Below are 26,685 nucleotides of genomic sequence, written 5' to 3' on the forward strand. Positions count from 1 at the left end.
TCCGGCCATGGGGGTCAGGGGAGTGGTCGCGGCGAGCGCGCTCGTCGCGACGCTGCTGTCCGGGTGCGGCGACGACGCCGGCGCCGGCGCGGTGGCCGAGGACGCGGTGTGGCGCACCAGCACGGACCCGGTCGAGGTGCGCGGGCTGGCCTGGGCGACCGGTTCCACGGTGCACCTGGCGGACGGGACCGAGATCCACACCGCGGACCCGGTCCGGGCCTTCCTGGTCGCCGGCGACGGGGTCTTCTACGAGCCCCTGGCCCAGGGCGAGGAGGACGGTTCCTCCTTCGCCGGCGGGCCGCTGTACTTCGCGGCCCCCGGGCGGGAGCCGGTCGACACCGGCCTGAGCGCCTACGACCGGGAGATCGCGGCCTCCCCGGACGGCACGACGCTGGTGCTGCTGGACGCCGACCACGACGAGGGCAGTGCGGTGCTGCGCTTCTTCGACCTGGCCACCGGTGAGGCGTTCACCTCCGAGGACGGGATGGGCAACGACCACGACGACCCCGAGTGGAACCTCTCGGAGGCCGAGGTGCACGTGCGGGGCGTCAGCGACGACGCCGTCTACGTCTCGGCGCTCGAGGGCAGCTACGTCTACGACCTGGCGACCGGGGAGGGCAGGCCCGCGGGGGAGGACGACGAGCCTCCCGGCTGGGACGCCGACCCGCTGCACAGCCCCGGCGGGCGCTGGCGGATCGAGCAGCGGGACACGGGTCCCGACCGGGTCGTGGGCCGCGACGGGGAGGAGGTCGACCTGGTGCTCGAGGAGCCGCGCTCGGCCCTCTCCTGGTGGGCCGACGAGGAGACCGTGGTCGGCACCGTCGCCCGGGGGCCGGGACGCACCAACAGGACCCGTCCCGGTGACGCGGTGAGCCTGCTGTCGTGCGTCGTGCCCTCGGGCGAGTGCACCACCTACCCGGAGTCCACCGGCCAGCTCGTGCTGTTCCCGGCGGGGTCGGAGATCCAGGGCATCTACCTGCAGGGGGGCGACGGGTGACGAATCCGGAGATCGAGTACCGCCGGCTGGTGTCGGCCGACGCGGCGGCCATCCGGACCAGGGTGCAGACGCTCGAGGGCGTCATTCACGACCTCGCCGGGGTGCGTGAGGACCTGGCGCACGCCCAGCAGGTGCCGGTGTGGTCGGGCGCCGCGGCGACCGCCTTCGCCGGACGCATGGGAGCCCTGCGCCAGGGGCTGGCGACCAGCCGCTCGGGCGTGGTGCTGGCCCGGTACGCCCTGGAGGCGGCCGCCGGCGCCTACGAGACGGTCGAGTCGCACGCGGACCACTACATCGCCTTCTGGCGCAACCGCCCCGACGGAATGCCCGCGGTGATCGAGGAGCTCTTCGCACGGGTGGTCAACGGCTGCCTGCTCACGGTCGGGTCGACGTACAACCAGCAGCTCAGCGCCATCCGCGCCGTGCTGACCGGCGACGATCCCAGCCTGGACCAGCTCGACGAGGAGACCCGGAAGTGGGTGGAGGAGGGGCTGGCCAAGAACGAGAAGTGGCTGGCGGGCAACGACAGCGAGCTCGGGCCGCGCATCCCCAACACCGCCGCCAACGGCGGAGACCGCGGCTGGATCCCCCAGGGGCTCGGCTACGACCCCACCAGCGGCACCCTGCTGCAGGGCTACTACACCAAGGACGACGAGGGCCACGGCAAGGACTCGTACCTGGCGCTCGTCGACGAGGTGACCGGCCGCGAGGTCGGCGAGGTCAAGCTGGGCGACTCCTACGTCGACGCCAACGGCAACCGCGTCAGCACCGACCACCCCAAGCATGCGGGCGGGGTGACGGTCGACGGGGACAAGGTCTACGTCACCGACAACGGCAAGGTGTTCACCTACTCCCTCGACGCCATCCGCAAGACGGGACCGGGGCAGACCGTGCCCCAGGAGAGGGCCCCGCAGTCCGGGATGGACGGCGGTTCCTACTCCGCGATCAAGGACGGCAAGCTCTACCTCGGTGACCACGAGGACAACAAGCTCTACGTCTACGAGCGGTCCGGGGGCGAGTGGGTCAAGGTCGAGACCATCGACACCCCGCCCAAGACCCAGGGTGTCCTGGTGCGCGAGGACGAGCTCGTCTTCAGCTCCTCCGCGGGCCGGCACCAGGACCACAGCCAGCTCGTCGTCCAGGACCACGACGGCAACCGCAGCGAGCCCTACGAGCTGCCGAGCATGTCCCAGGGCGTGGTGGAGGTCGACGGCGAGCTGGTGGTGACCTACGAGTCCGGCGCCGGGGAGTTCGACAGCCCGTTGTCCAGGACGGCCGGGTGGTGGTGGGGCCGCGACGACTACCAGGACCTGTGGGGCAACCCGTTCATGACCCGCACCCCGCTCTCCGAGCTCGGCCTCGGCGAGGACTACGACGTGGAGCCCGGGACGCTGCAGCAGGCGGCCGGCGAGCTCTCCGGCCCGACCAGCGACCTCAAGGCCGCCGGCGCCGACCTGGACGCCGTCACCGTCCCCGGCCACCTGCTGGGCGAGGTGCCGCAGGCAGCGGTGCTCGCCGCCAGCGTCCGCACGCTGGTCGGGGCCGCGGCGGACAGCCTGCGGACCGGGGCCGCCGCGGTGGGTGCGGCCGCCGACCTGCTGGGCTCCGCCGCGCAGGACTACGCCCGGACCGACGAGGGCATCGGGGCGGCCTTCGTGCGGGGCACCCCGGACTGAGGCGCGCTCCGTCCCCGACGCCGGGGGACTGCTCAGACGTTGCGCCGGTACTGCCCGCCCACCTCGAAGAACGCTTCGGTGACCTGCTGCAGCGAGCAGACCCGCGCGGCGTCCATCAGCACCGCGAAGACGTTGTCGCCCGAGATGGCCGCCTCCTTCAGCCGGGCCAGCGCGTGCTGGGCCTCCGCGCCGTGGGCGGCGTGGAACTCCCGGACCCGGCTCAGCTGTGACTCCTTCTCGGACTCGGTCGCGCGCGCCAGCTCGACGTCGGCGGGGGAGGCGTCGGAGTCGGGCTTGACGAAGGTGTTGACCCCGATGATGGGCAGCGAGCCGTCGTGCTTGCGGTGCTCGTAGCGCATCGACTCGTCCTGGATCCGCCCCCGCTGGTAGCCGGTCTCCATCGCGCCCAGCACGCCGCCGCGCTCGTTGAGGGAGTCGAACTCCGCCAGCACCGCGGCCTCGACCAGGTCGGTGAGCTCGTCGATGACGAAGGAGCCCTGCAGCGGGTTCTCGTTCATCGCCAGGCCCCACTCGCGGTTGATGATCAGCTGGATCGCCAGCGCCCGGCGTACCGACTCCTCGGTGGGGGTGGTGACGGCCTCGTCGTAGGCGTTGGTGTGCAGGCTGTTGGCGTTGTCGTAGATCGCGATCAGCGCCTGCAGGGTGGTGCGGATGTCGTTGAAGTCCATCTCCTGGGCGTGCAGGGAGCGACCGGAGGTCTGCACGTGGTACTTCAGCTTCTGCGAGCGCTCCGCCGCGCCGTACTTCTCCTTCATCGTGATCGCCCAGATGCGGCGCGCCACCCGGCCCAGCACGGAGTACTCCGGGTCCATGCCGTTGGAGAAGAAGAACGACAGGTTGGGGGCGAAGTCGTCGATGTCCATGCCGCGCGCCAGGTAGGCCTCGACGTAGGTGAAGCCGTTGGCCAGAGTGAACGCGAGCTGGCTGATGGGGTTCGCCCCGGCCTCGGCGATGTGGTAGCCGGAGATGGAGACGGAGTAGAAGTTGCGCACCTTCCGCGCGATGAACCACTCCTGGATGTCGGCCATCATCCGCAGGCTGAACTCGGTGGAGAACAGGCAGGTGTTCTGGCCCTGGTCCTCCTTGAGGATGTCGGCCTGCACGGTGCCGCGCACTCCTCCCAAGGCGTACGCCGACAGCTCGGCGCGCTCGGCCTCGTCGGGGTCGCGACCCTCGGTCTCGCGGAACCGCGCCACCTGCTGGTCGATGACGGTGTTGAGGAAGAAGGCCAGCACGGTCGGTGCCGGGCCGTTGATCGTCATCGAGACGCTGGTCGAGGGCGCGACCAGGTCGAAGCCGTCGAAGAGCGCCGCCATGTCCTCGACCGTGGCCACCGAGACGCCCGAGGTGCCCACCTTGCCGTAGACGTCGGGACGGGGGTCGGGGTCGCGGCCGTAGAGGGTGACCGAGTCGAACGCGGTGGAGAGCCGGGTGGCCTCGCCGTCGGCGGAGAGGATCTTGAACCGGCGGTTGGTGCGCGCCGGGTCGCCCTCGCCGGCGAACATCCGGGCCGGGTCCTCACCGTCCCGCTTGAACGGGAAGACGCCGGCGGTGAACGGGAAGAAGCCGGGCAGGTTCTCCCGGCGCCAGAAGCGCACCAGCTCGCCGTGGTCGGTGAAGCGCGGCAGGGAGACACGGGGGATCGGGTTGCCCGAGAGTGACTCGCGGGTCAGCGCGGTGCGCTGCTCCTTGCCGCGCACCGTCACCACCTGCTCAGTGCCGGAGTACGACGCCACGACAGCCGGCCACGCCGCGACCTGGTCGGCCACCTCGTGGGGGAGGTCCTTGCGCGCCTGTGCCAGGAGCTGGTCGACGCCTGACGCGCTGGTTGAGGAAGGACGAAGTCCTGTCTCGAAACCAGCCTCCACCAGCTCGCCCTTCACCAGCTCGAGCCGCTGCACCCGGCTGGCCGCCGCGGCGTACTCCTCGGTGCGGCGGTGGTAGTCGCGGACGGTCTCGGCGATCTCGGCCAGGTAGCGGACCCGCTCGCCGGGCACCACCTGGCGGATCGTCGAGGAGTGACGCACCTCGACGCGGGGGAGCAGGCCCTCGGTGACGGCCAGCCCGGCCTCGGCCAGCTGGTCGCGCAGGTGCTGGTAGAGCGCGGTCACGCCGTCGTCGTTGAAGGTGGCGGCGCTGGTGCCGAAGACCGGCATCTCGTCGGCAGTCTGGGAGAAGGCCTCGCGGTTGCGCACCAGCTGGCGGCCGACGTCGCGCAGCGCGTCCTTGGCGCCGCGGCGCTCGAACTTGTTGATCGCCACGGTGTCGGCGAAGTCGAGCATGTCGATCTTCTCCAGCTGGGACGCGGCGCCGAACTCGGGCGTCATCACGTACAGCGAGCGGTCCACGAAGGGCACGATCGCGGCGTCGCCCTGGCCGATGCCGGGGGTCTCCACCACGACCAGGTCGAAGCCGGCCGCCTTCATCACGTCGATCACGTCGGCCAGGTGCTCGGGCACCTCGTGGGCGCCCCGGGTGGCGAGGCTGCGGAAGAAGGTGCGCTCGCCGTCCAGGGCGTTGGCCCGGATCCGGTCGCCCAGCAGCGCGCCCCCGCCCTTGCGGCGGGTGGGGTCGACCGCGACCACCGCGATCCGCAGCTTGTCCTGCTGGTCGATCCGGAAGCGCCGGACCAGCTCGTCGGTGAGGCTGGACTTGCCGGAGCCGCCGGTGCCGGTGATGCCCAGCACCGGGGTGCCGGTGGCCGCGGCGGCCGTCCGGATCCGGGTCAGCGTCTGCTCGTCCAGCTGGCCGGTCTCCGCACCGGTCAGGGCGCGGGCGATCGCCGGGCGGTCGCCGGCCAGCACCGCCTCGACGTCTGCCTGGCGCTGGGTCCAGGGGTCGAAGTCGCAGTCGGCGACCACCGAGTTGACCATCCCCACCAGACCCATGCGCTGGCCGTCCTCGGGGGAGAAGATCCGCACGCCGGCCGCGCGCAGCCGCTCGATCTCCTGCGGCACGATCACCCCGCCACCGCCCCCGACGACCTTGACGTGGTCCGCCCCCGCGGCGCGCAGCGACTCGGTGAGGTACTCGAAGTACTCCACGTGCCCGCCCTGGTAGGAGGAGACGGCCACGCCCTGCACGTCCTCCTCGAGCGCGGCGGCCACGACCTCGGCCACCGAGCGGTTGTGACCGAGGTGGATGACCTCGCAGCCCTGGCTCTGGAAGATCCGCCGCATGATGTTGATGGAGGCGTCGTGGCCGTCGAACAGCGCTGAGGCGGTCACCAGGCGAACCGGGTTGCGGGGCACGTGGAGCTCGCTCATGAGGCAGCCTTCGATAAGTAGTAGGACGTCCTAGGAGTTTTATAGTAGGACGTCCTACTAAATCCCGGAAGGGGGCACCCGGAGCGCCGGTCCAGTCGGCTTCGCCGCTGTCGTAGTTTGGGGGGATGGTGACGCGTCCCTACGACCCGCGCCCGCGTCGCCCGTGGCGCGAGGCGGCGCTGGTCAGCGCCGGCTTCGTGGCGCTGCTGTGGCTGATCGAGCTGCTCGACACCGGCCTGAACAACCGGCTGGACCGCGAGGGGATCCGCCCGGGCAGCCCCGACGGGCTCAGCGGCGTGCTGTTCGCGCCCCTGCTGCACGTCGGCTTCGACCACCTGGCCGCCAACACCGTGCCGCTGCTGGTCCTCGGCTTCCTGATCCTGCTCTCCGGCGTGGGCCAGTGGCTCGCGGTCACCGCGACGGTGTGGATCATCGGTGGGCTGGGGACCTGGCTCCTCGGTGGAGCCGGGACGGTCCACCTCGGGGCCTCCCTGCTCGTCTTCGGGTGGCTGGCCTTCCTGCTGGTGCGCGGGATCTTCACCCGCCGTCCCGGTCAGATCGCGCTCGGCGTGCTCCTCTTCCTCGTCTACGGCAGCCTGCTGTGGGGCGTGCTGCCCGGCCAGCCGGGCGTCTCCTGGCAGGGGCACCTCTTCGGCGCCCTCGGCGGTCTGCTCGCGGCGTGGTGGCTCAGGCCGTCACGACTGGGACGGATCGGCGTCGGCCAGTCGCCGTACCGCGGGTAGCAGCCGCTCCAGCGCAGGCAGGGCGGACCGCGCCGCGTCGACGGCGAGGGCGTCCGGAGCCCCGTCGGTGCCGGTGCGCCGCAGCGGCTCGGTGGCCCGGCGCAGCGCGCGGTCGAAGTCCCGCACCGGGTCGGTGCCCTCGCCCCGCAGCCAGCAGCGCAGCACGTGGTTGTGCGCGGTCACCACGGCCGCCCCCACCAGCTCGGCCTCCAGGTCGCGGTCCGGCACGTCGGGCAGCCCGGCGTGGATCGCGGCCCGGAAGGCGCGCTGGTAGGCCCGCTGGCCGGCGTACTCCCGGGCGCGCACCGCCGGCACCGCCGAGACGAGGCGGTAGCGGGCGCGGGCCAGCTCGCCCTCGGTGAGGTAGTGGTCCAGCACGATCCGGGCGGCCTCGGTGACCCGGACGTCGAGCGGCTCGGGCTCCGGCCGGGTGAGGCGCTCGGTGACCTGGTCCAGCAGCGTGGCCTGGTCGGGGAGGACCGCCTCCTCCTTGGACCGGAAGTGCCGGAAGAAGGTGGTGCGGCCCACGCCCGCGCGCTCGACCACGTCCTCGATGGTGGTCTGGTCGAAGCCGCGCTCCTCGAACAGGGAGAGGGCGGCCTCCGAGATGCGTTCGCGTGCCGTCATGCGACCCCCAGGAGTTCTGCTACTCGACGGTACTAAGTACCGTTTGCAACGGTACTGAGTCCCAGAGAAGAGAGCAAACATGCAGAACGTCGGAGTTGTCGGGTGTGGACTGATGGGTGCGGGCATCGCGGAGGTCTCCGCGCGCGCCGGACTGGACGTGGTGGTCGCCGAGTCGAGCCAGGGCGCTGCCGACGCCGGACGCAGCCGCCTGGAGAAGTCGCTGACCCGGGCCGAGGCCAAGGGCAAGATCGACTCCGCGGCCGCCGTGCTGGAGCGGATCCGGGTCGTCACCGACCTCGGTGAGCTCGCCGACCGCGACATCGTGATCGAGGCGATCGTGGAGGACGAGGACGCCAAGACCGGCCTGTTCCGGTCCCTGGACCAGATCGTCACCCGCCCCGAGGCGATCCTGGCCTCCAACACCTCCTCGATCCCGATCATGAAGCTGGGCGTGGTCACCTCCCGTCCCGAGAACGTCATCGGCGTCCACTTCTTCAACCCCGTCCCGGTCCTCCAGCTGGTCGAGCTGGTGCCGAGCCTGCTCACCGCCGACGACACCACCGCCCGGGCCCGGGCGTTCGTGGAGGGCCAGCTCGGCAAGCAGGCCATCGACTGCCAGGACCGTGCCGGCTTCGTGGTCAACGCGCTGCTGATCCCGTTCGTGCTCTCCGCCATCCGGATGCTGGAGTCCGGCTTCGCCACTGCCGAGGACATCGACCGCGGCCTGGTGCTGGGGGCGGCCCACCCGCAGGGCCCACTGGCCCTGGCCGACCTGATCGGACTCGACACCACCAAGGCGGTCGCGGAGTCGCTTTACGAGGAGTTCAAGGAGCCGCTGTACGCCGCTCCGCCGCTGTTGGCCAGAATGGTCGACGCCGGCCTGCTCGGGCGCAAGACCGGTCGCGGTTTCTACACCTACGCCTGACCCGTTTACGCCTGACCCGTTCGTCGCCTGGCCCTCACGTCCGGCGCGACGCCGACCTACGCCTGAAAGGGCCGAAGATGAACAACGACAAGATCCTGGTGCTCGACGGCGCCCGCACCCCCATCGGCAGCTTCGGCGGGATGCTCAAGGACGTGCCGGGCTTCGAGCTCGGTGCCACCGCCGCCCGCGAGGCCCTCTCGCGCGCCGGCGTGGACGGCGCCGACATCGAGGAGGTGGTGATGGGCTGCATCGGCCAGGTCGGGCCGGACGCCTACAACGCCCGCCGGGTCGCGATGGCAGCGGGGCTGCCGAAGAACGTGCCCGCCTACACGGTCAACCGGCTCTGCGGCTCCGGCCTGCAGGCGGTCTGGTCGGCGGCGATGGAGATGCGCTGGAACGACCTCGACTTCACCCTCGCCGGCGGCGACGAGTCGATGACCCGGATGCCGTTCTACGACTTCGGGGCCCGCAACGGCTACAAGCTCGGCAACCGCGAGCTGGTCGACGGCACCGTGACGATGCTGACCGACCCCTTCGGCGGGATCCACATGGGCGTGACCGCGGAGAACGTGGCCACCAAGTACGGCGTCTCGCGCGAGCAGCAGGACGAGTTCGCCGTGGAGTCCCAGCGCCGCGCCGCCACCCCCGAGGCGAAGGCCGCCTTCGCCGAGGAGATCGTCGCGGTCGAGGTCGGCGGTCGCAAGCCGTTCACCGCCGAGGTCGACGAGCACCCCAAGCCCGGGACCACCCTGGAGACGCTGGCCGCGCTGCGTCCGGCGTTCGCCAAGGGCGGCACGGTCACCGCCGGCAACGCCTCGGGGATCAACGACGGCGCCGCCGCGCTGGTGCTGGCCCGCGAGGGTGCCGCGGCCGAGCGCGGGCTCACCGGACTGGTCTCGATCGAGGCGGTCACCACCGCGGCGATGGAGCCGGAGCTCATGGGCTACGCCCCGACGCTGGCGCTGGCCGCCCTGTTCGAGAAGACCGGGACGATGCCGTCCGACATCGGCATCATCGAGCTCAACGAGGCGTTCGCCTCCCAGGCGGTCGCGGTGATGCGGGACAGCAAGCTGGACCCCGACCAGGTCAACCCCTACGGCGGCGCCATCGCCCTGGGCCACCCGGTGGGCGCCACGGGCGCCAACCTGACGCTGCGGGTCGCCAAGGACATGGTCCGCCGCGACCTCGAGCTCGGCATCGTCACCATGTGCATCGGTGGCGGCCAGGCGCTGGCCGCGCTGTTCCGGAGGATCTGATGGCCGACGTCGAGCTGGTGACCTACGCGGTCGACGGGGGAGTCGCGCACCTGGGGCTGAACCGCCCCGGGGTCGCGAACACGTTCGACCTGCCGACCGCGCAGGCCTTCGCCGAGGCCGTCCGGCGCGCCGGGGCGGACCAGGACGTGCGCGCGGTGCTGGTCACCGGCGCCGGTCCCCGGTTCTGCGCCGGCGGCGACGTGGCCTCGTTCGTCGCGGCCGACGACCGGGCGGCGTACCTGCACGAGCTCGCGCTGGAGCTCGATGTCGCCCTGCAGGCGCTGGCGGCGCTGCCCAAGCCCGTGGTCGCAGCCGTGCAGGGCGCGGTCGCCGGCGCCGGGCTGGCCCTGATGCTCAGCTGCGACGTGATCGTCGCGGCCGAGGGCACCAAGTTCGTCTTCGCCTACCCCGGCATCGGGCTCACCCCCGACTGCGGCGTCTCCTACCTGCTGCCGCGGGCCGTCGGCCAGCAGCGGGCGCTGGGCTTCGCGCTCAGCGGGCGGCCGATCACCGCCGAGGTGGCCCTCGACTGGGGCCTGGTCACCGAGGTTGCGGCCGACGCCGCGGCCCGTGCCACCGAGGTCGTCGCCGGCCTCGCCGCGGGTCCGGCGGTCGCGCTGGGCCAGGCCCGCCGGCTGCTCCGGGCCGGCTGGGAGCTGGACCGGGCCGCGGTCGGGGCCGAGGAGGCCCGCACCATCAGCGCCAGCGTCACCGGCCCCGAGGCCACCGAGCTGATCGCGCGCTTCGTGGCACGCTGAGCCCCAGCCGCCGATCCCAACCCCGCACCGATCTCACCCCGAGGAGCACCCGTGTCCGAAGTCCTGACCGTCGAGCGTGAGGGCCACGTCGAGACCTGGACCCTCAACATGCCCGAGAAGCGCAACCCCATCTCGGGCGCCGACGTGGTCGAGGCGTTCGTGGCCAACACGGGCCGGGTCGAGCTCGACCTGGACGTCCGCTGCGTCATCCTCACCGGCTCCGGCTCGGCGTTCTCCGCCGGTGGCGACGTGCAGGCGATGGCGGATGGTGAGGGGATGTTCGGCGGATCGCCGTTCGAGCAGCGCAACGGCTACCGCCAGGGTATCCAGCGGATCCCGCTGGCGATGCAGGCGTGCGAGGTGCCGATGATCGCGGCCGTCAACGGGGCGGCAGTGGGTGCGGGGTGCGACCTGGCCCTGATGTGCGACCTGCGGATCGCCTCGGAGAAGGCGTTCTTCGCCGAGTCCTTCGCCCAGCTCGGGCTGATCCCGGGCGACGGCGGCGCGTGGCTGCTCAGCCGCGCGATCGGGCCGGCCCGGGCGGCCGAGATGGCGCTGACCGGGGACCGGGTCGACGCCGCGACCGCGCTGGAGTGGGGTCTGGTCTCCCGGGTCACCGCCCCGAGGACCTGATGGACGAGGCCCGGTCGCTCGCCGCGCGGGTGGCCAAGAACCCCGCGCACGCCCTGCGGATGGCCAAGAAGCTGCTGCGCGAGTCCCAGCAGCGCGACCTGGCCGGGGTGCTGGAGCTGAGCGCGGCCTACCAGGCGCTGGCCCACCACACCGACGAGCACCGCGCCGCGGTGGACGCCTTCGTCAACCGCCGGCGCTGAGCGCTCCCGGCGGACCTCGTCCGAGAGGCGGATGCCCCGAGCTGGATGTGGCGCCGGTCACCTATTGAGTGATATGATGCGCATAGATACGCGCGCCTTTCTACGATCAGGAGACAGCGGCATGACGGAACTGAGCACGCAGACGATCGCCATCCTCGGCGGCACCGGACCCCAGGGGCGGGGCCTGGCGCGTCGCTTCGCCACCGCCGGCCTGACCGTGGTCCTCGGCAGCCGGGCCGCGGAGAAGGCCGAGCACGCCGCCGCCGAGCTGGCTGAGGCCACCGGTGGGGCCGTCACCGGGGCGGCCAACGCCGACGCCGCCGCGGCTGGCGACCTGGTGCTGGTCGTGGTGCCGTGGGACGGTCACGCCGAGCTGCTGCGCGAGCTGAAGCCCCACCTGGACGGCAAGATCGTGGTGGACTGCGTCAACCCGCTGGGGTTCGACAAGCAGGGCGCCTATGCGCTGCCCGTCGAGGAGGGGTCCGCCACCCAGCAGGCGGCCGCGATCCTGACCGAGTCCACCGTGGTGGGCGCCTTCCACAACGTCAGTGCCGTGCTGCTGGAGGACCCCGAGGTCTCCTCGGTGGACACCGACGTGCTGGTGCTCGGTGACGAGCGCGAGGCCACAGACCTGGTCCAGGCGCTGGCCGACGCGGTGCCCGGCATGCGCGGGGTGTACGCCGGTCGCCGGCGCAACGCCCACCAGGTCGAGGCGCTGACCGCCAACCTGATCGCGATCAACCGCCGTTACAAGGCGCACGCAGGGGTCCGCATCACCGATGTCTGACCGGAGGACGTCGGGCGAGCCCCTCTCCCTGGTCATCCCGGTCAAGGAGACCTGGCGGGCCAAGTCCCGCCTGGCGCTGGACCCGGCGGTCAGGCCCCTGGTGGCTCGGCGGGTGGCCCTGGCCACCACCCAGGCCGCCCTGGACGCGACCGCCGTGGGCACGGTGTGGGTGGTGACCCGGGACCAGCAGGTGGCCGCCCTGGTGCGCGAGCTCGGCGCCCGGGTGGTGCCGGAGGTGGGCGTCTCGGGGCTCAACGCCGCCGCGGACCTCGGCCGTCGCGCCGCCCTCGACTCCCGTCCGCACGCGCCGGTGGGGATCCTGGTCGCCGACCTGCCGCTGCTCCGGTCGGCCGACCTCGACCTCGCGGTCGCGGAGTTCCGCAGCCACGGGGAGCCGATGCGGGTCTCGGACCACCACGACGTCGGCACCACGCTGCTGGTGCAGGGACCGCGGGACTGGCCCGGCATCGGCTTCGGGGGCCGCTCCGCCGAGCTCCATCTCCGGCTGGGCTACCGGCCCTGGGCGGCCGCGCCCGACGGGCTGCGCCGCGACCTGGACACCCTCGACGACCTGGCCCTGGTCCGCGCGCGCTCCGACGACACCGCCCGTACCCTGCGCGACCTGGTGCCCCGGCTCGGCCCCGCCTCGGTCTGAGCGGGCTCAGGCGCTCTCGCGCCGCACCAGCGTGGGCGGGATGATCACCTTCATCGGCCGGGCGCTCCCGGAGGCGTCGATCTGCTCCAGCAGCAGGCGGGTGGCCCGTTCGGCCATCTCCTCCACGGGCTGCCGCATCGTGGTCAGCGGCGGGGTGGTGCGCTCGGCGACGCCCAGGTCGTCGTAGCCGACCACCGCGACGTCGTCGGGGACGCGCCGTCCCGAGGCCCTCAGCACCCGAAGCGCGCCCGTGGCCATCAGGTCCGAGGCCACCACCAGCCCGTCCAGGTCCGGGTGCGCGGCGAGCAGCGCCTCGGTGGCCCGCTCGCCGCTCTCGGCGGTGAAGTCGCCGTGCTCGACGGCGTCGTCGGCGAGTCCGGCCCCGGCCATCGCCTGCCGCCACCCGGTGAGCCGGTCCTGGCCGGCGGCCATGTCGCGCGGGCCGGCGACGGTGCCGATCCGGCGGCACCCCCGGTCCACCAGCACCTGGGTGGCCTCCCGGGCCCCGCTGGTGTTGTCCACGTCGACGTAGGCCACCCGGTCGCCGCCCGCCCACGGCCGGCCGCCGAAGACGCACGGCAGGTCCAGCTCGGCCAGCTGCTCGGCGAGGCCGTCGTCGCGGTGGTGGGAGACCACCAGGGCGCCGTCGACGTGCCGGTTGCGCAGGTAGCGCAGGGTCCGGGCGGTCGAGGCGCCCGGCCGGGACAGCAGCAGCACCAGCTGCAGGTCCCGCTCGCCCAGCACCCGGGTCACCCCACGCAGGGTGCCGGCGAAGAACGGGTCGGAGAAGACCCGCTCGTCCGGCTCCGGGACCACCACGGCCACCGAGTCGGTACGCCGGGTGACCAGGCTGCGGGCCGCCGGGTTGGGCAGGTAGCCGAGGCTGCGCACCGCCGCGTCCACCGACGCCTGGGCCTTCGCGCTGACCCGCTGGCCGCCGTTGATCGCGCGCGACGCCGTGGCCCGGGACACCCCCGCCACCTGCGCCACCTCGTCCAGGGTGGGCGACCCGTTCGACCCGTTCACGGGCCTCACGGTAGCCACTGCGGGTCGTCCGCCGCGGGCAGGCTCCCGGTACGGGCCACCTGGGCGTACCAGTGGGCGCTCGACTTCGGCGTACGACGCTGGTCGGCGTAGTCGACGTGCACCAGGCCGAACCGCTTGGCGTAGCCGAAGGCCCACTCGAAGTTGTCCATCAACGACCAGTGGAAGAAGCCGCGCACGTCGACGCCGTCGGCGAGCGCCCGCTGCACCCCGCTCAGGTAGGCGTGCAGGAACGCGATCCGGTCGGGGTCGTGCACCCGTCCGTCGGGACCGGCGACGTCGGGGTAGGCCGCGCCGGTCTCGGTGAGGTAGAGCGGCAGCCCCGGGTGCTCGGTGTGCAGCCGCACCAGCAGCCGGTGCAGCCCGTCGGGGTGCACCTCCCAGCCCATGTCGGTCACCGGCAGGTCGCGACTGGGGAAGGTGACGAACTCCGAGCCCACGAACGGCGACAGCGAGACCCGCTCAGGCTTGTCGGCGTCCCGCGCCATCACGTCGCTGTGCGGGTGCCCCGAGACTGCGTTGCCGTGGTAGAAGTTCACGCCCAGCAGGTCCAGCGGGGTGCTGACCAGGGCCAGGTCGCCGTCGGCGACGACGTCGCTCCACGGCCGGCCCCGCCAGCTCAGGTGCGCGGTGTCGGCGAGCAGGTCCGCGGGATAGCGCCCGTGGGTGAGGGGGTCGAGGAAGAGCCGGTTGTGCAGGGCGTCGACGCGGCGGGCGGCGTCCACGTCGACCGCGTCGTCGGGGTCGTGCGGATCCGCCACGGTGAAGTTGAGGCTCACCCCGAGCCGCTCGCCCCCGCCGCGGCGGCGCAGCTCCTCGACCACCAGCCCGTGGCCCAGCAGCAGGTGGTGGGCCGCGACCAGCCCGGCGACCCCGTCCTGGCGGCCGGGGGCGTGGTGCCCCGCGGCGTACCCCAGCAGGGCGGAGCAGAACGGCTCGTTGAGGGTGGTCCAGGTCGGCACCCGGTCGCCCAGCACGTCGTGCACCGACAGTGCGTAGTCGGCGAACCGGTGAGCGGTGTCGCGGTCGGTCCAGCCGCCGGCGTCCTCCAGCGCCTGGGCAGGTCCCAGTGGTAGAGCGTCAGCCAGGGCGCGATCCCGCGGCCCAGCAGCTCGTCGACCAGCCGGTCGTAGAAGGCCACGCCGGCGGCGTTGACCGGGCCGCCGTCCGGGCGCACCCGCGGCCAGGCGACGGAGAAGCGGTACGAGCCCAGCCCCAGCTCGGACATCATCGCCACGTCGGCCGGCATCCGGTGGTAGTGGTCGCAGGCGACGTCGCCGTTGTCGTCGTTCAGCACCGCTCCCGGGGTGTGGGAGAAGGTGTCCCAGATCGAGGCCGTGCGGCCGTCCTCGGCGACGGCGCCCTCGATCTGGTACGACGCGGTGGCGGCCCCCCAGACGAAGTCGGCGGGGAAGCGCGCCGTCGGGTGCGCGCTGGTGCGGGGTCCGGGGCGTTCGGCGTGCAGGGTCATCCCTTGACGGCTCCTTGCATGATGCCGGCGACCAGCTGGCGACCGGTGAGGACGAACAGGGCGAGCAGCGGGAGGGAGGCGAGCGTGGTGCCGGCCAGCACCAGGCTGTAGTCGACGTAGTAACCGCTCTGCAGCTGCTGGAGGGCGATCTGCACCGTCGGGTTGCTCGCCGGGAGCACGATCAGCGGCCAGAAGAAGTCGGTCCAGGTGGCCATGAAGGTGAACAGCCACAGGATGGCCGCGGCGGGCCGGGCCGCGGGGACCGCGACGTTCCAGAACGTCCGGGCCATCGAGCACCCGTCCATCCGGGCCGCCTCGATCAGCTCGTCCGGCACCGCGTCGAGCAGGTACTGGCGCATGAAGAAGACCCCGAACGCGGTCACCATGCCGGGCACGATCAGCGCCCACATCGATCCCACCCACCCCAGCTTGGCCATCACGATGAACAGCGGGATCACCCCGAGCTGGGTGGGCACGGCCAGGGTGGCGACCACGAAGACCATCAGGGGGTTGCGGCCCCGGAAGGCCAGCTTGGCGAAGGCGAAGCCGGCCAGCGTGGAGAAGAAGACCACCGAGGTGGCGACCGTGCCGGAGACCAGCAGGCTGTTGCCCAGGGCCTTCCAGAACGGCACCGCGTCGATGGCGCGTTGGGCGTTGGCGAGGAAGTGACCGCCCGGGATCAGCGGCGGGACACGGCTGGAGAGGTCCTCGCGGCGGTGCGAGCCGACCAGGAACGACCAGTAGAGGGGCGCGCAGGAGCCCAGCACGAACGCGGTCAGCAGACCGTAGACAGCGAACCCGGGGCGGCGCGTCATGGCTTCGCCCCCTGCCGCCGGGCCCGGCCGTGCGGCCTGCCGGCGAGCGACCCGGCCCGTTGGCTGAGCAGCAGGTTCAGCAGCGCGAAGACGACGATGATCAGGAACAGCAGCCACGCCACGGCCGAGGCCATGCCCAGGTCCCGGACCCGCCAGCCCAGCTCCCACAGGTACATCGTCAGCGTCTGGTACTGCCGGTCCGAGCCGCCCAGGCCCTGGGTGTCGAAGAGCCGGGGCTCGGCGAAGATCTGGAGGCCGCCGATGGTGGAGGTGATGATGACGAAGAGCAGCGTGGGTCGGATCATCGGCAACGTGATGGAGGCGAACTGCCGCACCTTGCCGGCACCGTCGAGGGAGGCGGACTCGTAGAGGTCGCGCGGCACCGCCTGCATCGCGGCCAGGAAGATCAGGGCGTTGTAGCCGGTCCAGCGCCAGTTGACCATCGAGGCGATGGCGACGTGGCTGGCCAGCGTGTTGACGTGCCAGGCGACGGGGGAGAGCCCGATCGCCTCCAGGCCGGAGTTGACCAGGCCGAAGCGGTCACCGAAGACGTTGCCGAAGATCAGCGCGACGGCCGCGGGGGCCACCACGAAGGGGATCAGCACGCTCATCCGCCACAGGGTGCGTCCGCGCAGCCGGGTGTCGAGCAGCCCGGCGAGCACCAGGGCGATGAGCACCTGCGGCACCGAGGAGAGCAGGAAGATGCTGATCGTGTTGCGCAGCGCGTTCCAGAAGTAGCGGTCCTCGAGCACCCGGCGGTAGTTGTCGAACCCGGTGAACTCGCCCTGCCCGCTGAGCAGGCTCCACTGGTGCAGCGAGACCCAGGCGGTGTAGAGCAGGGGGAACAGCCCCACCAGCGCGAAGAGCACGAAGAACGGCGAGATGTAGAGGTAGGGGGAGAGCCGGGCGTCCCACCGCGAGACGCGCGAGCGCCACGGCGTACGACGGGTGGGCCCGCCGGTCCCGGCCGCGTCGGGTCGGGTGCCCCCGGTCGGGGACGCCGGTCCTGCGGCGTCCCCGACCGGCGGCACGGGGTGGGTGTCGGTCCTCACGGGCTCGGGTCAGCCCAGACGCTCGACGTCGGCCAGGAAGGAGTCCCAGGCCTGCTGCGGGTTCTCCTTGCCCTCGTCGACGCGCTGGATGGCCTGCTGGAAGGCGGTGTTGATGTCGGCGAACTTCGGGCCCTTGTGCGGGATGAACTCGATCGCCTTGGCGCGCTCGACGAGGATCTCGCCGACCGGGGCGTCGTTGAAGAACTCGCGCGTGTCACCGGTCACCGCCGGGTCCTCCAGCGCCGCGACCTGGCTGGGGAACGTCGCCTTCGCGGCGTACGCCTTGGCCTGCTGCTCCGGTGCGGTGAGCCACTGGGCCAGCGCGATGGCCTCCTCCTGGTGCTTGCCCTGGACCGGGACGGTCAGGTAGGAGCCGCCCCACAGCCCGGGGCCGTCGGGGAAGACGTTGGCGATGTCCCAGCCCTCGACGCCCTCGGCGTTGCCCTCGATGACGCCGAGCATCCAGCCCGGGCAGGCCATGGTGGCGAAGCCGTCCTGCTGGAAGGAGGCGACCCAGTCCTCGCCCCACTGCACGAGCTTGGTGGACAGTCCTTCCTGGGACAGCGAGGTGACGGTGTCGAAGATCTGCTTGACCTCGGGGTTGTCCGCGGCGATGACGTTGTCGTCCTCGTCCTCGAAGGTGTACTCGGTCTGGTTGATCATCGCCTGCGCGGTGGCGCCCGAGGCGTCGTACCAGGCGACGTCCGGCATCTTCTTGACGAACTCCCGGCCCGCGTCGAAGTAGTCGTCCCAGGTGGTGAACATCTTGGCGACCTGCTCGCGGTCGTCTGGCATGCCGGCCTTCTTCAGCAGGTCGGCGCGGTAGCAGATGCCCTCCGGCCCGATGTCGGTGCCGTAGCCCATCAGCCTGCCGTCGTCGGTGGTGGCGGCCTCGGTCTTCCAGTCCAGCCAGCGCCCCTCGACCTCAGGGTCGGAGAGGTCCGCGAAGGCGTCGGACTCCTGCTTCAGGGCAGCCAGCCAGTCGACCTCGATGGCCTCGATGTCGGAGAGCCCGGAGCCCGCGGCGAGCTTGGTGTAGAGGTTGTCCTGGTGCTCGTTGGCCGTGCCGGCCTTCTTCTGCTCCACCACCACGTCGTCCTGCATGGCGTTGTACTCGTCGATGAGTCCCTCGTAGCCGAACTCGTTGAAGGTAGCCACGGTGAGCTTGATCTTGCCGTCGCTCGTCTCGTCACCGTCGTCCCCGCCGCACGCGGCCGTGGCCGCGAGCATGAGCGCCACCAGGGCGCCCGTGGCGACGCGGGTCCGTCGCCTCTTCGTTGTCTGCACCGTGGTCTCCTGACGTCGTGGTGGTGGCGCTTGCCGGGTGAGATCCATGGAAGCGCTTCCACTCTCTTCTCCCAGGCACCATGACAGGCGTCACATCTAGATGTCAATGCTGGCGTAGATGTGCTCATCAAAATGTGAGAGCGCTTCCACTAGACGGCTGGTCCTCCGCGTCGTACCGTGGCTGGGGGAGTCTCCGGCAGCGCGTTGGAGACCTCGGCGAAGGGAACCAGGCGACATGGCACAGGTGCGGTTCGAGCAGGCGGAGCATCGCTATCCCGGTGCCGAACGACCGGCCGTGGAGGCCCTGGACCTCGAGGTCGAGGACGGTGAGCTCATGGTGCTGGTGGGGCCGTCCGGCTGCGGCAAGTCCACCTCGCTGCGGATGCTCGCGGGGCTGGAGGAGTGCACCTCGGGGCGGATCCTGATCGGCGGGCGCGACGTGACCACCGTGGTGCCCAAGGACCGCGACATCGCGATGGTCTTCCAGAACTACGCCCTCTACCCGCACATGAGCGTGGCCGACAACATGGCCTTCGCCCTCAAGGTGGCCCGGGTGCCCCGCGACGAACGGGTACGCCGGGTCCGCGAGGCCGCGCAGCTGCTCGACCTCGTCGACCAGCTCGACCGCAAGCCCAAGGCGCTCTCCGGCGGACAGCGGCAGCGGGTCGCGATGGGGCGGGCCATCGTCCGCCAGCCCCAGGTGTTCTGCATGGACGAGCCGCTGAGCAACCTCGACGCCAAGCTGCGCGTCTCCACCCGCACCCAGATCGCGGCGCTGCAGCAGCGCCTGGGCACCACCACCGTCTACGTCACCCACGACCAGACCGAGGCGATGACGATGGGGGACCGGGTCGCGGTGCTCAAGGACGGGCGGCTGCAGCAGGTCGACACCCCCCTCGCCCTCTACGACCGTCCCGTCAACCTGTTCGTCGCCGGCTTCATCGGGTCGCCGGCGATGAACCTGCTCCCCGCCAAGGTCGCCGACTCGCTCGCCTGGATCGGCGGGTACGCCGTGCCACTGGAGCGCGACGTCGCCGCCCGCGCGGGAGACCAGGTCACCCTGGGGGTGCGGCCGCACGCCTGGCGGGTGGTGGGCCCCGAGGAGCCTGGCGTCGGTGCGACGGTCACCGTGATCGAGGAGCTCGGCTCGGACGCCTTCCTCTACGCGCTGCGCGACGACGCGGCCGCCGAGGAGCTGCCCGCACCGGTCGTCGTACGGCTGGAGGGGCGTCAGTCGCTGGCCAAGGGCGACCACGTCCAGCTCGCGGTGGACCCCGACGCGCTGCACGTCTTCGATCCCGCCTCCGGCGCCCGGCTCTCGGGCTGAGCGAGGTGCTGCGCGACGCCTCCGGCCGGAGGCGTGCCACGGTGCGCCACTGTGCGCAATGCCGCGCCACCGGGCCGCGACAGCGTTAGCGTTCACCTGTGCGGACGGACTGGGTTCCTGTCTCCGCGGCCGCCCTGGTCACCGGGGCCACCGCGTTGTTCGTCGGCGCGCAGCTGACCCCTCGACCCAGCGGGGACGGTGAGCTGCTGCGCCTGGCCGGCGAGCACACCGACCGGTCGGGGGTCCTGGCGGTGCTGCTCACGGTCTCCGCGATCGGCCTGGTCATCGGCGTGCCCTCCCTGTTCACCCTCTTCCAGCGGCAGGGGTTCCACACCGGCCTGTGCGCGGCGGTGCTGCTCTCCGTCGGCGCGGTGCTGCTCGCGGCCTTCGCCCAGGTGCTCGTCGTCTTCCGCAGTCTCACCGTGCACGACGCCGTCACCCCGGAGGCGATCGCGGCGGTGGCCGGCAACGGCCTCCAGCAGTCGATGCTGCTCGGCGGGTTCGCGGTCTTCTACCTCGGCGAGCTGCTGCTCGCCCTCGCCCTGCTGCGCGCGCGCACCACGCCGGTGTGGGTCCCGTGGGCGTTCGTGCTGCACGTGGTGTGCGGGCCGCTCGGGCAGGCGGTGCTGCCCCAGGGATGGCGCGGACTGGGCTCGGTCCTCATGGTCGCCGGCTTCGCCGGGGTCGCGGTGGCGGCCAACCAGCAGGGCCGCGGCTGAGCGAAGTCCCGACCCAGACCCCTTGCCGGGGCGGGCCCGTGGCGTGAAGATCGGGGTGGGTCCTCGCGGCCCCCTCATCCTCGGGAGGACGCATGACGACGAACACCCAGGTCCCGGTGCAGCCTTCGGGGCCCTCGTCCCGGATGTCACCCAGGTCGATGCTCGTCTGGGGCGCCGTCGCGGTGGTCGGCGCGGTCTGCTGGGTGGTGCTGGCGGTCTCGCGCGGGGAAGAGGTCTCCGCCCTGTGGGTGCTCTTCGCGGCGCTGTGCTCCTACGCCATCGCCTACCGGTTCTACGCCCGCTTCATCGCCTACAAGGTGCTCGGCGTGGACGACACCCGGGCCACGCCGGCGGAGCGCCACCAGAACGGGCGCGACTTCGACGTCACCGACCGGCACGTGCTCTTCGGCCACCACTTCGCTGCCATCGCCGGCGCCGGGCCCCTGGTCGGACCGGTGCTGGCGGCGCAGATGGGCTACCTGCCCGGCACCACCTGGATCATCGTCGGGGTGATCCTGGCCGGAGCCGTGCAGGACATGGTGGTGCTGTTCTTCTCGATGCGCCGCGACGGCAAGAGCCTGGGTCAGATGGTGCGCGAGGAGATCGGCCTGGTCGGCGGGATCGCGGCCCTGATCGCCGTCTTCGCCATCATGATCATCATCCTGGCGGTGCTGGCGCTGGTGGTGGTCAACGCGCTGGCCGAGTCTCCCTGGGGGGTCTTCTCGATCGGCCTGACCATCCCCATCGCCCTGTTCATGGGGTTCTACCTGCGCCACCTCCGGCCGGGCCGGGTCTTCGAGGTCACCCTGATCGGGGTGGCGCTGCTGCTCGCGGCCATCGTCGGCGGCGGGTACGTCGACCAGCTGGGGCTCGAGGGGGCGCTCACCCTGACCAAGGAGCAGCTCACGCTCGCGCTGGTGGTCTACGGGTTCGTCGCCTCCATCCTGCCGGTGTGGATGCTGCTGACCCCGCGCGACTACCTGTCGACGTTCATGAAGGTCGGGGTGATCGTGCTGCTCGCGGTCGGGCTGGTGCTGGCGGCCCCGTCGCTGCAGCAGGAGGCGGTGACCGACTTCGCGCGCGAGGGCAACGGACCGGTCTTCGCGGGCAAGCTGTTCCCGTTCGTCTTCATCACCATCGCCTGTGGTGCGCTGTCGGGCTTCCACGCGCTCATCTCGTCGGGGACCACGCCCAAGATGGTCGCCAAGGAGAGCCAGGTCCGGATGATCGGCTACGGCGGGATGCTGATGGAGTCCTTCGTCGCGATCAGCGCCCTGATCGCGGCCTGCGTGATCGACCCCGGCATCTACTTCGCCATCAACTCACCCGCCGGAGCGACCGGGGCGGACCCCGCCACGGCGGCGGAGTTCGTGGGCAGCCTGGGGTTCACCATCACCGCCGACGACCTCCGGGCGGCCGCCGCGGCGGTGGAGGAGCAGACGCTCATCTCCCGCACCGGGGGCGCCCCGACGCTGGCCTTCGGCATGTCGCAGGTGTTCACCGACGCGTTCGGCGGCGGGCTGGCGGCCTTCTGGTACCACTTCGCGATCATGTTCGAGGCGCTGTTCATCCTCACCGCCGTCGACGCCGGCACCCGGGTCGGGCGGTTCATGCTGCAGGACACCGTCGGCAACCTGTGGCCCCGGTACGCCGACCTCTCCTGGAAGCCGGCGTCGTGGTCGGCCAGCGCGGTGGTGGTCGGGCTGTGGGGCTACATGCTCTACGTCGGGGTGACCGACCCGCTCGGCGGCATCAACCAGCTCTTCCCGCTCTTCGGCATCGCCAACCAGCTCCTCGCCGCCATCGCACTCACCCTGTGCTTCACCCTGCTGATCAAGCACGGCAAGGCCAAGTGGACCTGGGTACCGGGGATCGGCCTGGCCTGGGACCTGGTCGTCACCATGACCGCCAGCTGGCAGAAGGTCTTCTCCGACAACCCGGCGCTGGGCTACTTCAGCCAGCGCTCCCGCTACGCCGACGCCCGGGACGCCGGAGAGCTGCTGGCTCCCGCCACCAACGCCGACGAGATGGACCAGATCATCTTCAACTCCACCCTCAACGGGACCCTGCAGGCGATCTTCGCGGTCCTGGTGCTGGTGGTGGTGGCCAACGCGGTGGTGGTCTGGGTCAAGGGGGTGCGGGCCGGCGGGCTGCCGACCACCGAGGTGCCGAAGCAGGAGTCGCAGATCGTGGCCCCCTCCGACTTCCTGGCGACGGCGGAGGAGAAGCAGGCCGTGCGGGAGTGGGAGGAGCGGCGCCAGCTCGCGGGGACGGGGGAGCGGCCATGACGGCGCTGTCCCGGCTGCGCTGGTACGTCCGCCAGCTCACCGGCGAGGCCAAGTGGGACGAGTACGTCGCCCAGTGCGGTCGCGCGGACGTGGTACCGGTCTCGCGTCGGGAGTTCGAGCGGGCCCGGGACCACGAGCGGGAGCACAACCAGGGCGCCCGCTGCTGCTGAGGGGTGTTCCAGCCTCACCGGTCGAGGAGTGCGGATACGGTGGCGCGCGTGCCGACCCTCCCCACGTCTCAGCAACGCCCCGAGCGCTCCCTGAGCGCGACTCGGGGAACGCTCAGGTGACCGCGCTGGTCCTGCTCCCGATCCTGGTGCTCGTCGGCTGGGCCGCGGTCGCTGCGGCCCGGGTCGGGTGGCGCGACGGGATCCTCGTCGGCTTCCTGCTGTGGCTGACCGGCTGGCAGGTCGGTGCTGCGGTGCTCTCGGTGATCGGGCAGCTCACCTTCGGCGGAGTCCTCGCGAGCCAGCTCGTCCAGCTCCTCGTCCAGGCGTTGCTGCTGCGCCGGAGTCGGCCGGCGCTCCCGGCGGTGCGCGGGTGGTGGCGCGACCTCTGGGTGGTCGTGCTCGCGGTCGAGGCCCTGGTCCTGCTGTTGCTCGCGGTCAGCACGGCGCCCACCAACTGGGACTCGATGAGGTACCACCTGCCGAAGATCGCGCAGTGGCTGCAGGCCGAGCGGGTGACCTCGTTCCCCACGGAGTTCGCCCCGCAGGTCTACCTCTCCTTCCTCGCGGAGCTCGGCATGGCGCAGTTCGCCGTGCTGACCGGGGCCCTGTGGACGCTCAACCTGGTGCAGTACGCCGGGCACCTGGTCGCGCTGGTCGCGGTCTCGGTGCTCGCCCGCAACGTAGGCGTCGACAAGCGGGGGCAGGTGATCGCCGCCGGCGTCTTCGGCCTGAGCCCCCTGGTGGTGGGGCAGGCGGTCACCACCCAGAACGACTACCTGATGTGCACCCTCGTCGTGATCGCCTACGCCATGGCGCTGCGTCGCCCCGTCCACCCGCGTTGGCTGCTGGTCGTGGCGCTGGCCAGCGGGCTGGCCGTGGCGGTGAAGCCCACGGCGGTGCTCATGGTGCTGCCCGCGGTGGTGCTGTCGCTGGCGCACCTGCGGGGGCTCGGCCCGCGCCGGGCGGCCCTGCCCCTGGTCGCCTGCCTGGTCATCGGGCTCGGCGCCAACGGCTGGTGGATGGTCAACAACCACCAGACCTGGGGGAGCGTCACGGGAGTCGACTCGGAGCTGACCAACGCCCACGTCTCCTTCGACACGGTCGCCTCGAACCTGGTCAAGAACCTCTCCCAGCACCTGGCGCTCCCCGACCCCGGGGCGAACACCCGGCTGGAGGCCGGGGTGCGGGGCCTGCTCGACCGGGTGGGGCTGGACGCCGACGACCCCGACAGCAACTTCGGCGAGTACGTCGTGGTGTCCAGCAAGACCGAGGACCGGGCCGGCAACCCGATGCAGGTGCTGCTCATCGTGGTCGCGCTGGGCGCGATGCTGCTCGCGGGGCGTCGTGCCCGAGGGCTGTGGCCCATCGCCGGGTCGATGCTGGTGGTGTGCGTGGCCGCGGCCGCGGTGCTCCGGTGGCAGCCCTGGGGAGGGCGGTTCCTGCTCACGGTGCTCGCCCTGGGGCGGTGCTGGTCGGCGCCGCCTGGAGCCGGTGGCCGCGGTGGGTCTCCCTGGTCACGCTGGTCAGCCTCGCCGTGGGGTCGGTGCCCTACCTGCTGGACCAGCAGCTCCGCCCGCTGCGGGGGGAGGGGTCGGTGCTGAAGACCAGCGCCGAGGAGGAGCTCTTCTTCGGGCTGCCCCAGCTCCGGGCGCCGTACCGGGCGTTCGCCGACTCCCTGCCGGACGGCGACGCCCCGCGGATCGGGCTGGCGGACGGCATGTGGCAGTGGGAGTTCCCGCTGTGGTGGCTGGTGAAGCGGGCGCACCCGGACGCGGTCCTGGGCAACGCCACCCCCTGCCCCGAGACCGTGGCCGACGAGCAGCCAACGTGGGACGCGGTGGTCACCTGGCGCGACCTCAGCGGCGAGGACTACACCCACCCGGGAGGGTGCGCGCACTGAGCGCGCGCACCCTCGCCCGTGCCGGGGTCGGTCAGCGCGGCGCCATCCGCAGCGCGCCGTCCATCCGGACGACCTCGCCGTTGAGGTAGTCGTGCTCGACCATGGCCAGCGCGAGCTGGGCGTACTCCTCCGGACGGCCCAGGCGCTGCGGGAACGGCACCCCGGCGGCGAGACCGGCGCGGAACTCCTCCGAGACGGTCGCCAGCATCGGGGTCTCGATGATGCCCGGGGCGATGGTGAGCACCCGGATCCCGAACTGGGCGAGGTCGCGCGCGGCCGGCAGGGTCAGCCCCACCACGCCGCCCTTGGAGGAGGCGTACGCCGCCTGGCCGACCTGACCGTCGTACGCGGCGATCGAGGCGGTGTTGATGACCACGCCTCGCGCCCCGTCCGCCAGCGGCTCGGTCTGCGCGATCTGCTCCGCGGCCAGCGTCATCACGTTGAACGTGCCGATCAGGTTGACCTGCACGACCTTCGCGTAGAAGGCCAGGTCGTGGGGGCCCTTGCGGCCCAGGATCCGCATCGAGGGCCCGATGCCGGCACAGTTGACCACCGTGCGCAGCGGTACGTCGGAGGCGGAGGCGGTCGCGACCGCGGCGGCGACCTGCTCGGGGTCGGTCACGTCGACGCCGACGTAGGTCACGCCGGCGACCTCGGGGGCGTCCTCGATGGCTTGGGGCAGGTCGAAGGCGAAGACCTGCGCGCCCTTGGCGGCGAGCGCGGCGGCGGTGGCGGCGCCGAGTCCGGAGGCGCCGCCGGTGACGATCGCGGCGGTGTCGTTGAGCTGCACGGTGGGTGTTCTCCTGTGGTGGTGGGGGGAGGGGTGGTGGGGTCAGGCGTGGGTGATGGTGCCGCGGTCGTCCTTGGCCAGCGAGCGGGAGATGACCATCCGCTGGATCTGGTTGGTGCCCTCGAAGATCTGCATCACCTTCGCCTCGCGCATGTAGCGCTCCACCGGGAAGTCACGGGTGTAGCCGTAGCCTCCGAGCACCTGCACGGCATCGGTGGTCACCTTCATGGCGTTGTCCGTGGCCACCATCTTGGCGATGGACGCCTCGCGGGAGAACGGCAGCCCGGCGTCCTTGAGGCGGGCCGCGTGCAGCACCGTGGCGCGCGCGGACTGCACCGCGGCCTCCATGTCGGCCAGCACGAAGGCCAGCCCCTGGTGCTCGATGATCGGCTTGCCGAAGGTCTCCCGCTCGCGGGCGTAGGCGACCGCCTGGTCCAGCGCGCCCTGCGCGAGCCCGGTCGCCACCGCGGCGATGCCCAGACGACCCGAGTCGAGCCCGCCCAGCGCGATCCGCAGGCCCTCGCCCTCGGCCCCGAGCCGGCGCTCGACCGGGATCCGCACGTCCTCGAAGCGCATGGTGGCGGTGTGGGAGCCGGTCAGGCCCATCTTCCGCTCCGGGGCGTCGGCGCTCAGTCCCGGGGTGTCGGCGGGGACCAGGAAGCAGGAGATGCCGCTGCGGTCCCCCGGCTCCCCAGCGGTGCGCGCCATCACCTTGTAGAAGTCGGCCTGCCCGCCGTGGGTGGTCCAGGCCTTGGCGCCGTTGAGCACGTAGTCGTCGCCGTCGCGCCGGGCCGTGGTGCGCATCGCGGCCGGGTCGGAGCCGGCGTGCGCCTCGGAGAGGCAGTACGCGCCGAGCAGGCTGCCGCCGAGCATGTCGGGCAGCCACTGCTGCTTCTGCTCCTCGGTGCCGAAGCTCACCAGGCCGAAGCAGGACAGGGCGTGCACCGAGACGCCGACCCCGACCGAGGACCAGACCGCGGCGATCTCCTCCAGCACCTGGAGGTAGACCTCGTAGGGCTGACCGCCGCCACCGTGCTCCTCGGCGTACGGCAGGCCGAGCACGCCGACCTCGCCCAGCAGCCGGAAGACCTCGCGGGGGAAGGTCTCGCTCGCCTCGGCCTCGGCGCTGCGGGGCGCGAGCTCCTCGGCGGCCAGTCGGCGCACGAGCTTGAGCAGCTCGGCGGCCTCCTCGGTGGGCAGTCGGCGCGTGGCGGTCATGGCTTCTCCTGGACAGCGTGGCGATGATGGAGCGGGAGCGATACTTTAGCGCAGCCGTCC

General features: G+C 72.0%; 24 protein-coding genes and 1 pseudogene. 16 read left to right on the forward strand and 9 right to left on the reverse strand.

Annotated elements, in window-relative coordinates:
* Positions 1-7 precede the first annotated feature (7 nt).
* Both C0R66_RS03675 and C0R66_RS03680 read left to right on the forward strand, forming a co-directional pair.
* The gene (locus C0R66_RS03675) at positions 8-997 is read left to right on the forward strand and encodes a hypothetical protein (protein WP_101523562.1); all 990 of its coding nucleotides are present in this window, start codon (positions 8-10) and stop codon (positions 995-997) included.
* On the forward strand, positions 994-2,673 hold the full coding sequence (locus C0R66_RS03680) for a hypothetical protein (RefSeq protein WP_101523563.1): 1,680 nt from the start codon (positions 994-996) through the stop codon (positions 2,671-2,673). The genes C0R66_RS03675 and C0R66_RS03680 overlap by 4 nt, the downstream gene beginning before the upstream one ends.
* Positions 2,674-2,705: 32 nt before the next feature.
* Here C0R66_RS03680 and icmF read toward each other — a convergent pair whose 3' ends face one another.
* Positions 2,706-5,960, reverse strand: coding sequence for a fused isobutyryl-CoA mutase/GTPase IcmF (icmF, locus tag C0R66_RS03685; protein WP_101523564.1), 3,255 nt, complete (start codon positions 5,958-5,960; stop codon positions 2,706-2,708).
* A 125-nt stretch (positions 5,961-6,085) separates the two neighbouring features.
* Here icmF and C0R66_RS03690 point away from each other — a divergent pair, with 125 nt between their 5' ends.
* A complete protein-coding gene (locus C0R66_RS03690; RefSeq protein ID WP_101523565.1) occupies positions 6,086-6,703 on the forward strand; it encodes a rhomboid family intramembrane serine protease in 618 nt (205 codons plus the stop codon).
* Here C0R66_RS03690 and C0R66_RS03695 read toward each other — a convergent pair.
* Positions 6,656-7,330, reverse strand: a complete 675-nt coding sequence (locus tag C0R66_RS03695) for a TetR family transcriptional regulator (RefSeq protein ID WP_101523566.1) — start codon at positions 7,328-7,330, stop codon at positions 6,656-6,658. The genes C0R66_RS03690 and C0R66_RS03695 overlap by 48 nt on opposite strands.
* A gap of 79 nt (positions 7,331-7,409) precedes the next feature.
* Here C0R66_RS03695 and C0R66_RS03700 point away from each other — a divergent pair, with 79 nt between their 5' ends.
* The 7 genes from C0R66_RS03700 to C0R66_RS03725 all read left to right on the forward strand — a co-directional run bounded on the left by C0R66_RS03700 (position 7,410) and on the right by C0R66_RS03725 (position 12,544).
* Complete coding sequence (locus C0R66_RS03700; RefSeq protein ID WP_101523567.1) at positions 7,410-8,255, forward strand: 3-hydroxybutyryl-CoA dehydrogenase; 846 nt, start codon at positions 7,410-7,412, stop codon at positions 8,253-8,255.
* Between the two features lie 77 nt (positions 8,256-8,332).
* Complete coding sequence (locus C0R66_RS03705; protein ID WP_101523568.1) at positions 8,333-9,511, forward strand: thiolase family protein; 1,179 nt, start codon at positions 8,333-8,335, stop codon at positions 9,509-9,511.
* Positions 9,511-10,269, forward strand: a complete 759-nt coding sequence (locus tag C0R66_RS03710; RefSeq protein ID WP_101523569.1) for an enoyl-CoA hydratase/isomerase family protein — start codon at positions 9,511-9,513, stop codon at positions 10,267-10,269. Before C0R66_RS03705 ends, C0R66_RS03710 begins: the two co-directional genes overlap by 1 nt.
* A gap of 51 nt (positions 10,270-10,320) precedes the next feature.
* Positions 10,321-10,902, forward strand: a complete 582-nt coding sequence (locus C0R66_RS03715) for an enoyl-CoA hydratase-related protein (RefSeq protein ID WP_199286802.1) — start codon at positions 10,321-10,323, stop codon at positions 10,900-10,902.
* Entirely contained in the window at positions 10,902-11,102 is a 201-nt protein-coding gene (locus C0R66_RS18920) for a Clp protease/crotonase-like domain-containing protein (protein ID WP_199286803.1), read from the forward strand. The genes C0R66_RS03715 and C0R66_RS18920 overlap by 1 nt, the downstream gene beginning before the upstream one ends.
* A gap of 121 nt (positions 11,103-11,223) precedes the next feature.
* Positions 11,224-11,889, forward strand: a complete 666-nt coding sequence (gene npdG, locus C0R66_RS03720; protein ID WP_101523570.1) for an NADPH-dependent F420 reductase — start codon at positions 11,224-11,226, stop codon at positions 11,887-11,889.
* Positions 11,882-12,544 carry an NTP transferase domain-containing protein gene (locus C0R66_RS03725; protein WP_101523571.1) on the forward strand — a complete coding sequence of 221 codons (663 nt, stop codon included), beginning with the start codon at positions 11,882-11,884 and terminating at the stop codon, positions 12,542-12,544. Before npdG ends, C0R66_RS03725 begins: the two co-directional genes overlap by 8 nt.
* A gap of 6 nt (positions 12,545-12,550) precedes the next feature.
* Here the strand turns inward: C0R66_RS03725 and C0R66_RS03730 are convergent, their stop codons facing one another.
* The 5 genes and pseudogenes from C0R66_RS03730 to C0R66_RS03750 form a co-directional block, all read right to left on the reverse strand.
* Positions 12,551-13,570 carry a LacI family DNA-binding transcriptional regulator gene (locus C0R66_RS03730; RefSeq protein ID WP_101523572.1) on the reverse strand — a complete coding sequence of 340 codons (1,020 nt, stop codon included), beginning with the start codon at positions 13,568-13,570 and terminating at the stop codon, positions 12,551-12,553.
* Positions 13,571-13,575: 5 nt separating this feature from the next.
* Positions 13,576-15,059 (reverse strand): annotated as a pseudogene (locus C0R66_RS03735) (GH1 family beta-glucosidase).
* Positions 15,056-15,874 carry a carbohydrate ABC transporter permease gene (locus C0R66_RS03740; protein WP_101523573.1) on the reverse strand — a complete coding sequence of 273 codons (819 nt, stop codon included), beginning with the start codon at positions 15,872-15,874 and terminating at the stop codon, positions 15,056-15,058. The pseudogene C0R66_RS03735 and the gene C0R66_RS03740 overlap by 4 nt, the downstream one beginning before the upstream one ends.
* Complete coding sequence (locus C0R66_RS03745; RefSeq protein WP_241901555.1) at positions 15,871-16,926, reverse strand: carbohydrate ABC transporter permease; 1,056 nt, start codon at positions 16,924-16,926, stop codon at positions 15,871-15,873. The genes C0R66_RS03740 and C0R66_RS03745 overlap by 4 nt, the downstream gene beginning before the upstream one ends.
* Before the next feature lie 9 nt (positions 16,927-16,935).
* The gene (locus C0R66_RS03750; protein ID WP_199286805.1) at positions 16,936-18,213 is read right to left on the reverse strand and encodes an ABC transporter substrate-binding protein; all 1,278 of its coding nucleotides are present in this window, start codon (positions 18,211-18,213) and stop codon (positions 16,936-16,938) included.
* A 235-nt stretch (positions 18,214-18,448) separates the two neighbouring features.
* Between C0R66_RS03750 and C0R66_RS03755 the strand changes: the two genes are divergently transcribed.
* From C0R66_RS03755 to C0R66_RS03780, 6 genes are all read left to right on the forward strand, one after another.
* On the forward strand, positions 18,449-19,540 hold the full coding sequence (locus C0R66_RS03755; RefSeq protein WP_101523575.1) for an ABC transporter ATP-binding protein: 1,092 nt from the start codon (positions 18,449-18,451) through the stop codon (positions 19,538-19,540).
* 98 nt (positions 19,541-19,638) lie between these two features.
* Complete coding sequence (locus C0R66_RS03760) at positions 19,639-20,259, forward strand: hypothetical protein (protein ID WP_101523576.1); 621 nt, start codon at positions 19,639-19,641, stop codon at positions 20,257-20,259.
* A 92-nt stretch (positions 20,260-20,351) separates the two neighbouring features.
* On the forward strand, positions 20,352-22,547 hold the full coding sequence (locus tag C0R66_RS03765; RefSeq protein WP_199286806.1) for a carbon starvation CstA family protein: 2,196 nt from the start codon (positions 20,352-20,354) through the stop codon (positions 22,545-22,547).
* A complete protein-coding gene (locus tag C0R66_RS03770; RefSeq protein WP_101523578.1) occupies positions 22,544-22,717 on the forward strand; it encodes a YbdD/YjiX family protein in 174 nt (57 codons plus the stop codon). Before C0R66_RS03765 ends, C0R66_RS03770 begins: the two co-directional genes overlap by 4 nt.
* 116 nt (positions 22,718-22,833) lie before the next feature.
* On the forward strand, positions 22,834-24,318 hold the full coding sequence (locus C0R66_RS03775) for a hypothetical protein (protein ID WP_101523579.1): 1,485 nt from the start codon (positions 22,834-22,836) through the stop codon (positions 24,316-24,318).
* Positions 24,312-24,617 carry a hypothetical protein gene (locus C0R66_RS03780; protein ID WP_158647884.1) on the forward strand — a complete coding sequence of 102 codons (306 nt, stop codon included), beginning with the start codon at positions 24,312-24,314 and terminating at the stop codon, positions 24,615-24,617. The genes C0R66_RS03775 and C0R66_RS03780 overlap by 7 nt, the downstream gene beginning before the upstream one ends.
* Before the next feature lie 31 nt (positions 24,618-24,648).
* Here the strand turns inward: C0R66_RS03780 and C0R66_RS03785 are convergent, their stop codons facing one another.
* On the reverse strand, positions 24,649-25,407 hold the full coding sequence (locus C0R66_RS03785) for an SDR family NAD(P)-dependent oxidoreductase (RefSeq protein WP_101523581.1): 759 nt from the start codon (positions 25,405-25,407) through the stop codon (positions 24,649-24,651).
* A gap of 42 nt (positions 25,408-25,449) precedes the next feature.
* Positions 25,450-26,625, reverse strand: a complete 1,176-nt coding sequence (locus C0R66_RS03790; RefSeq protein WP_101523582.1) for an acyl-CoA dehydrogenase family protein — start codon at positions 26,623-26,625, stop codon at positions 25,450-25,452.
* Positions 26,626-26,685 lie beyond the last annotated feature (60 nt).

Origin of the sequence: Nocardioides houyundeii, assembly GCF_002865585.1 — a bacterium.
GTDB lineage: Bacteria > Actinomycetota > Actinomycetes > Propionibacteriales > Nocardioidaceae > Nocardioides > Nocardioides houyundeii.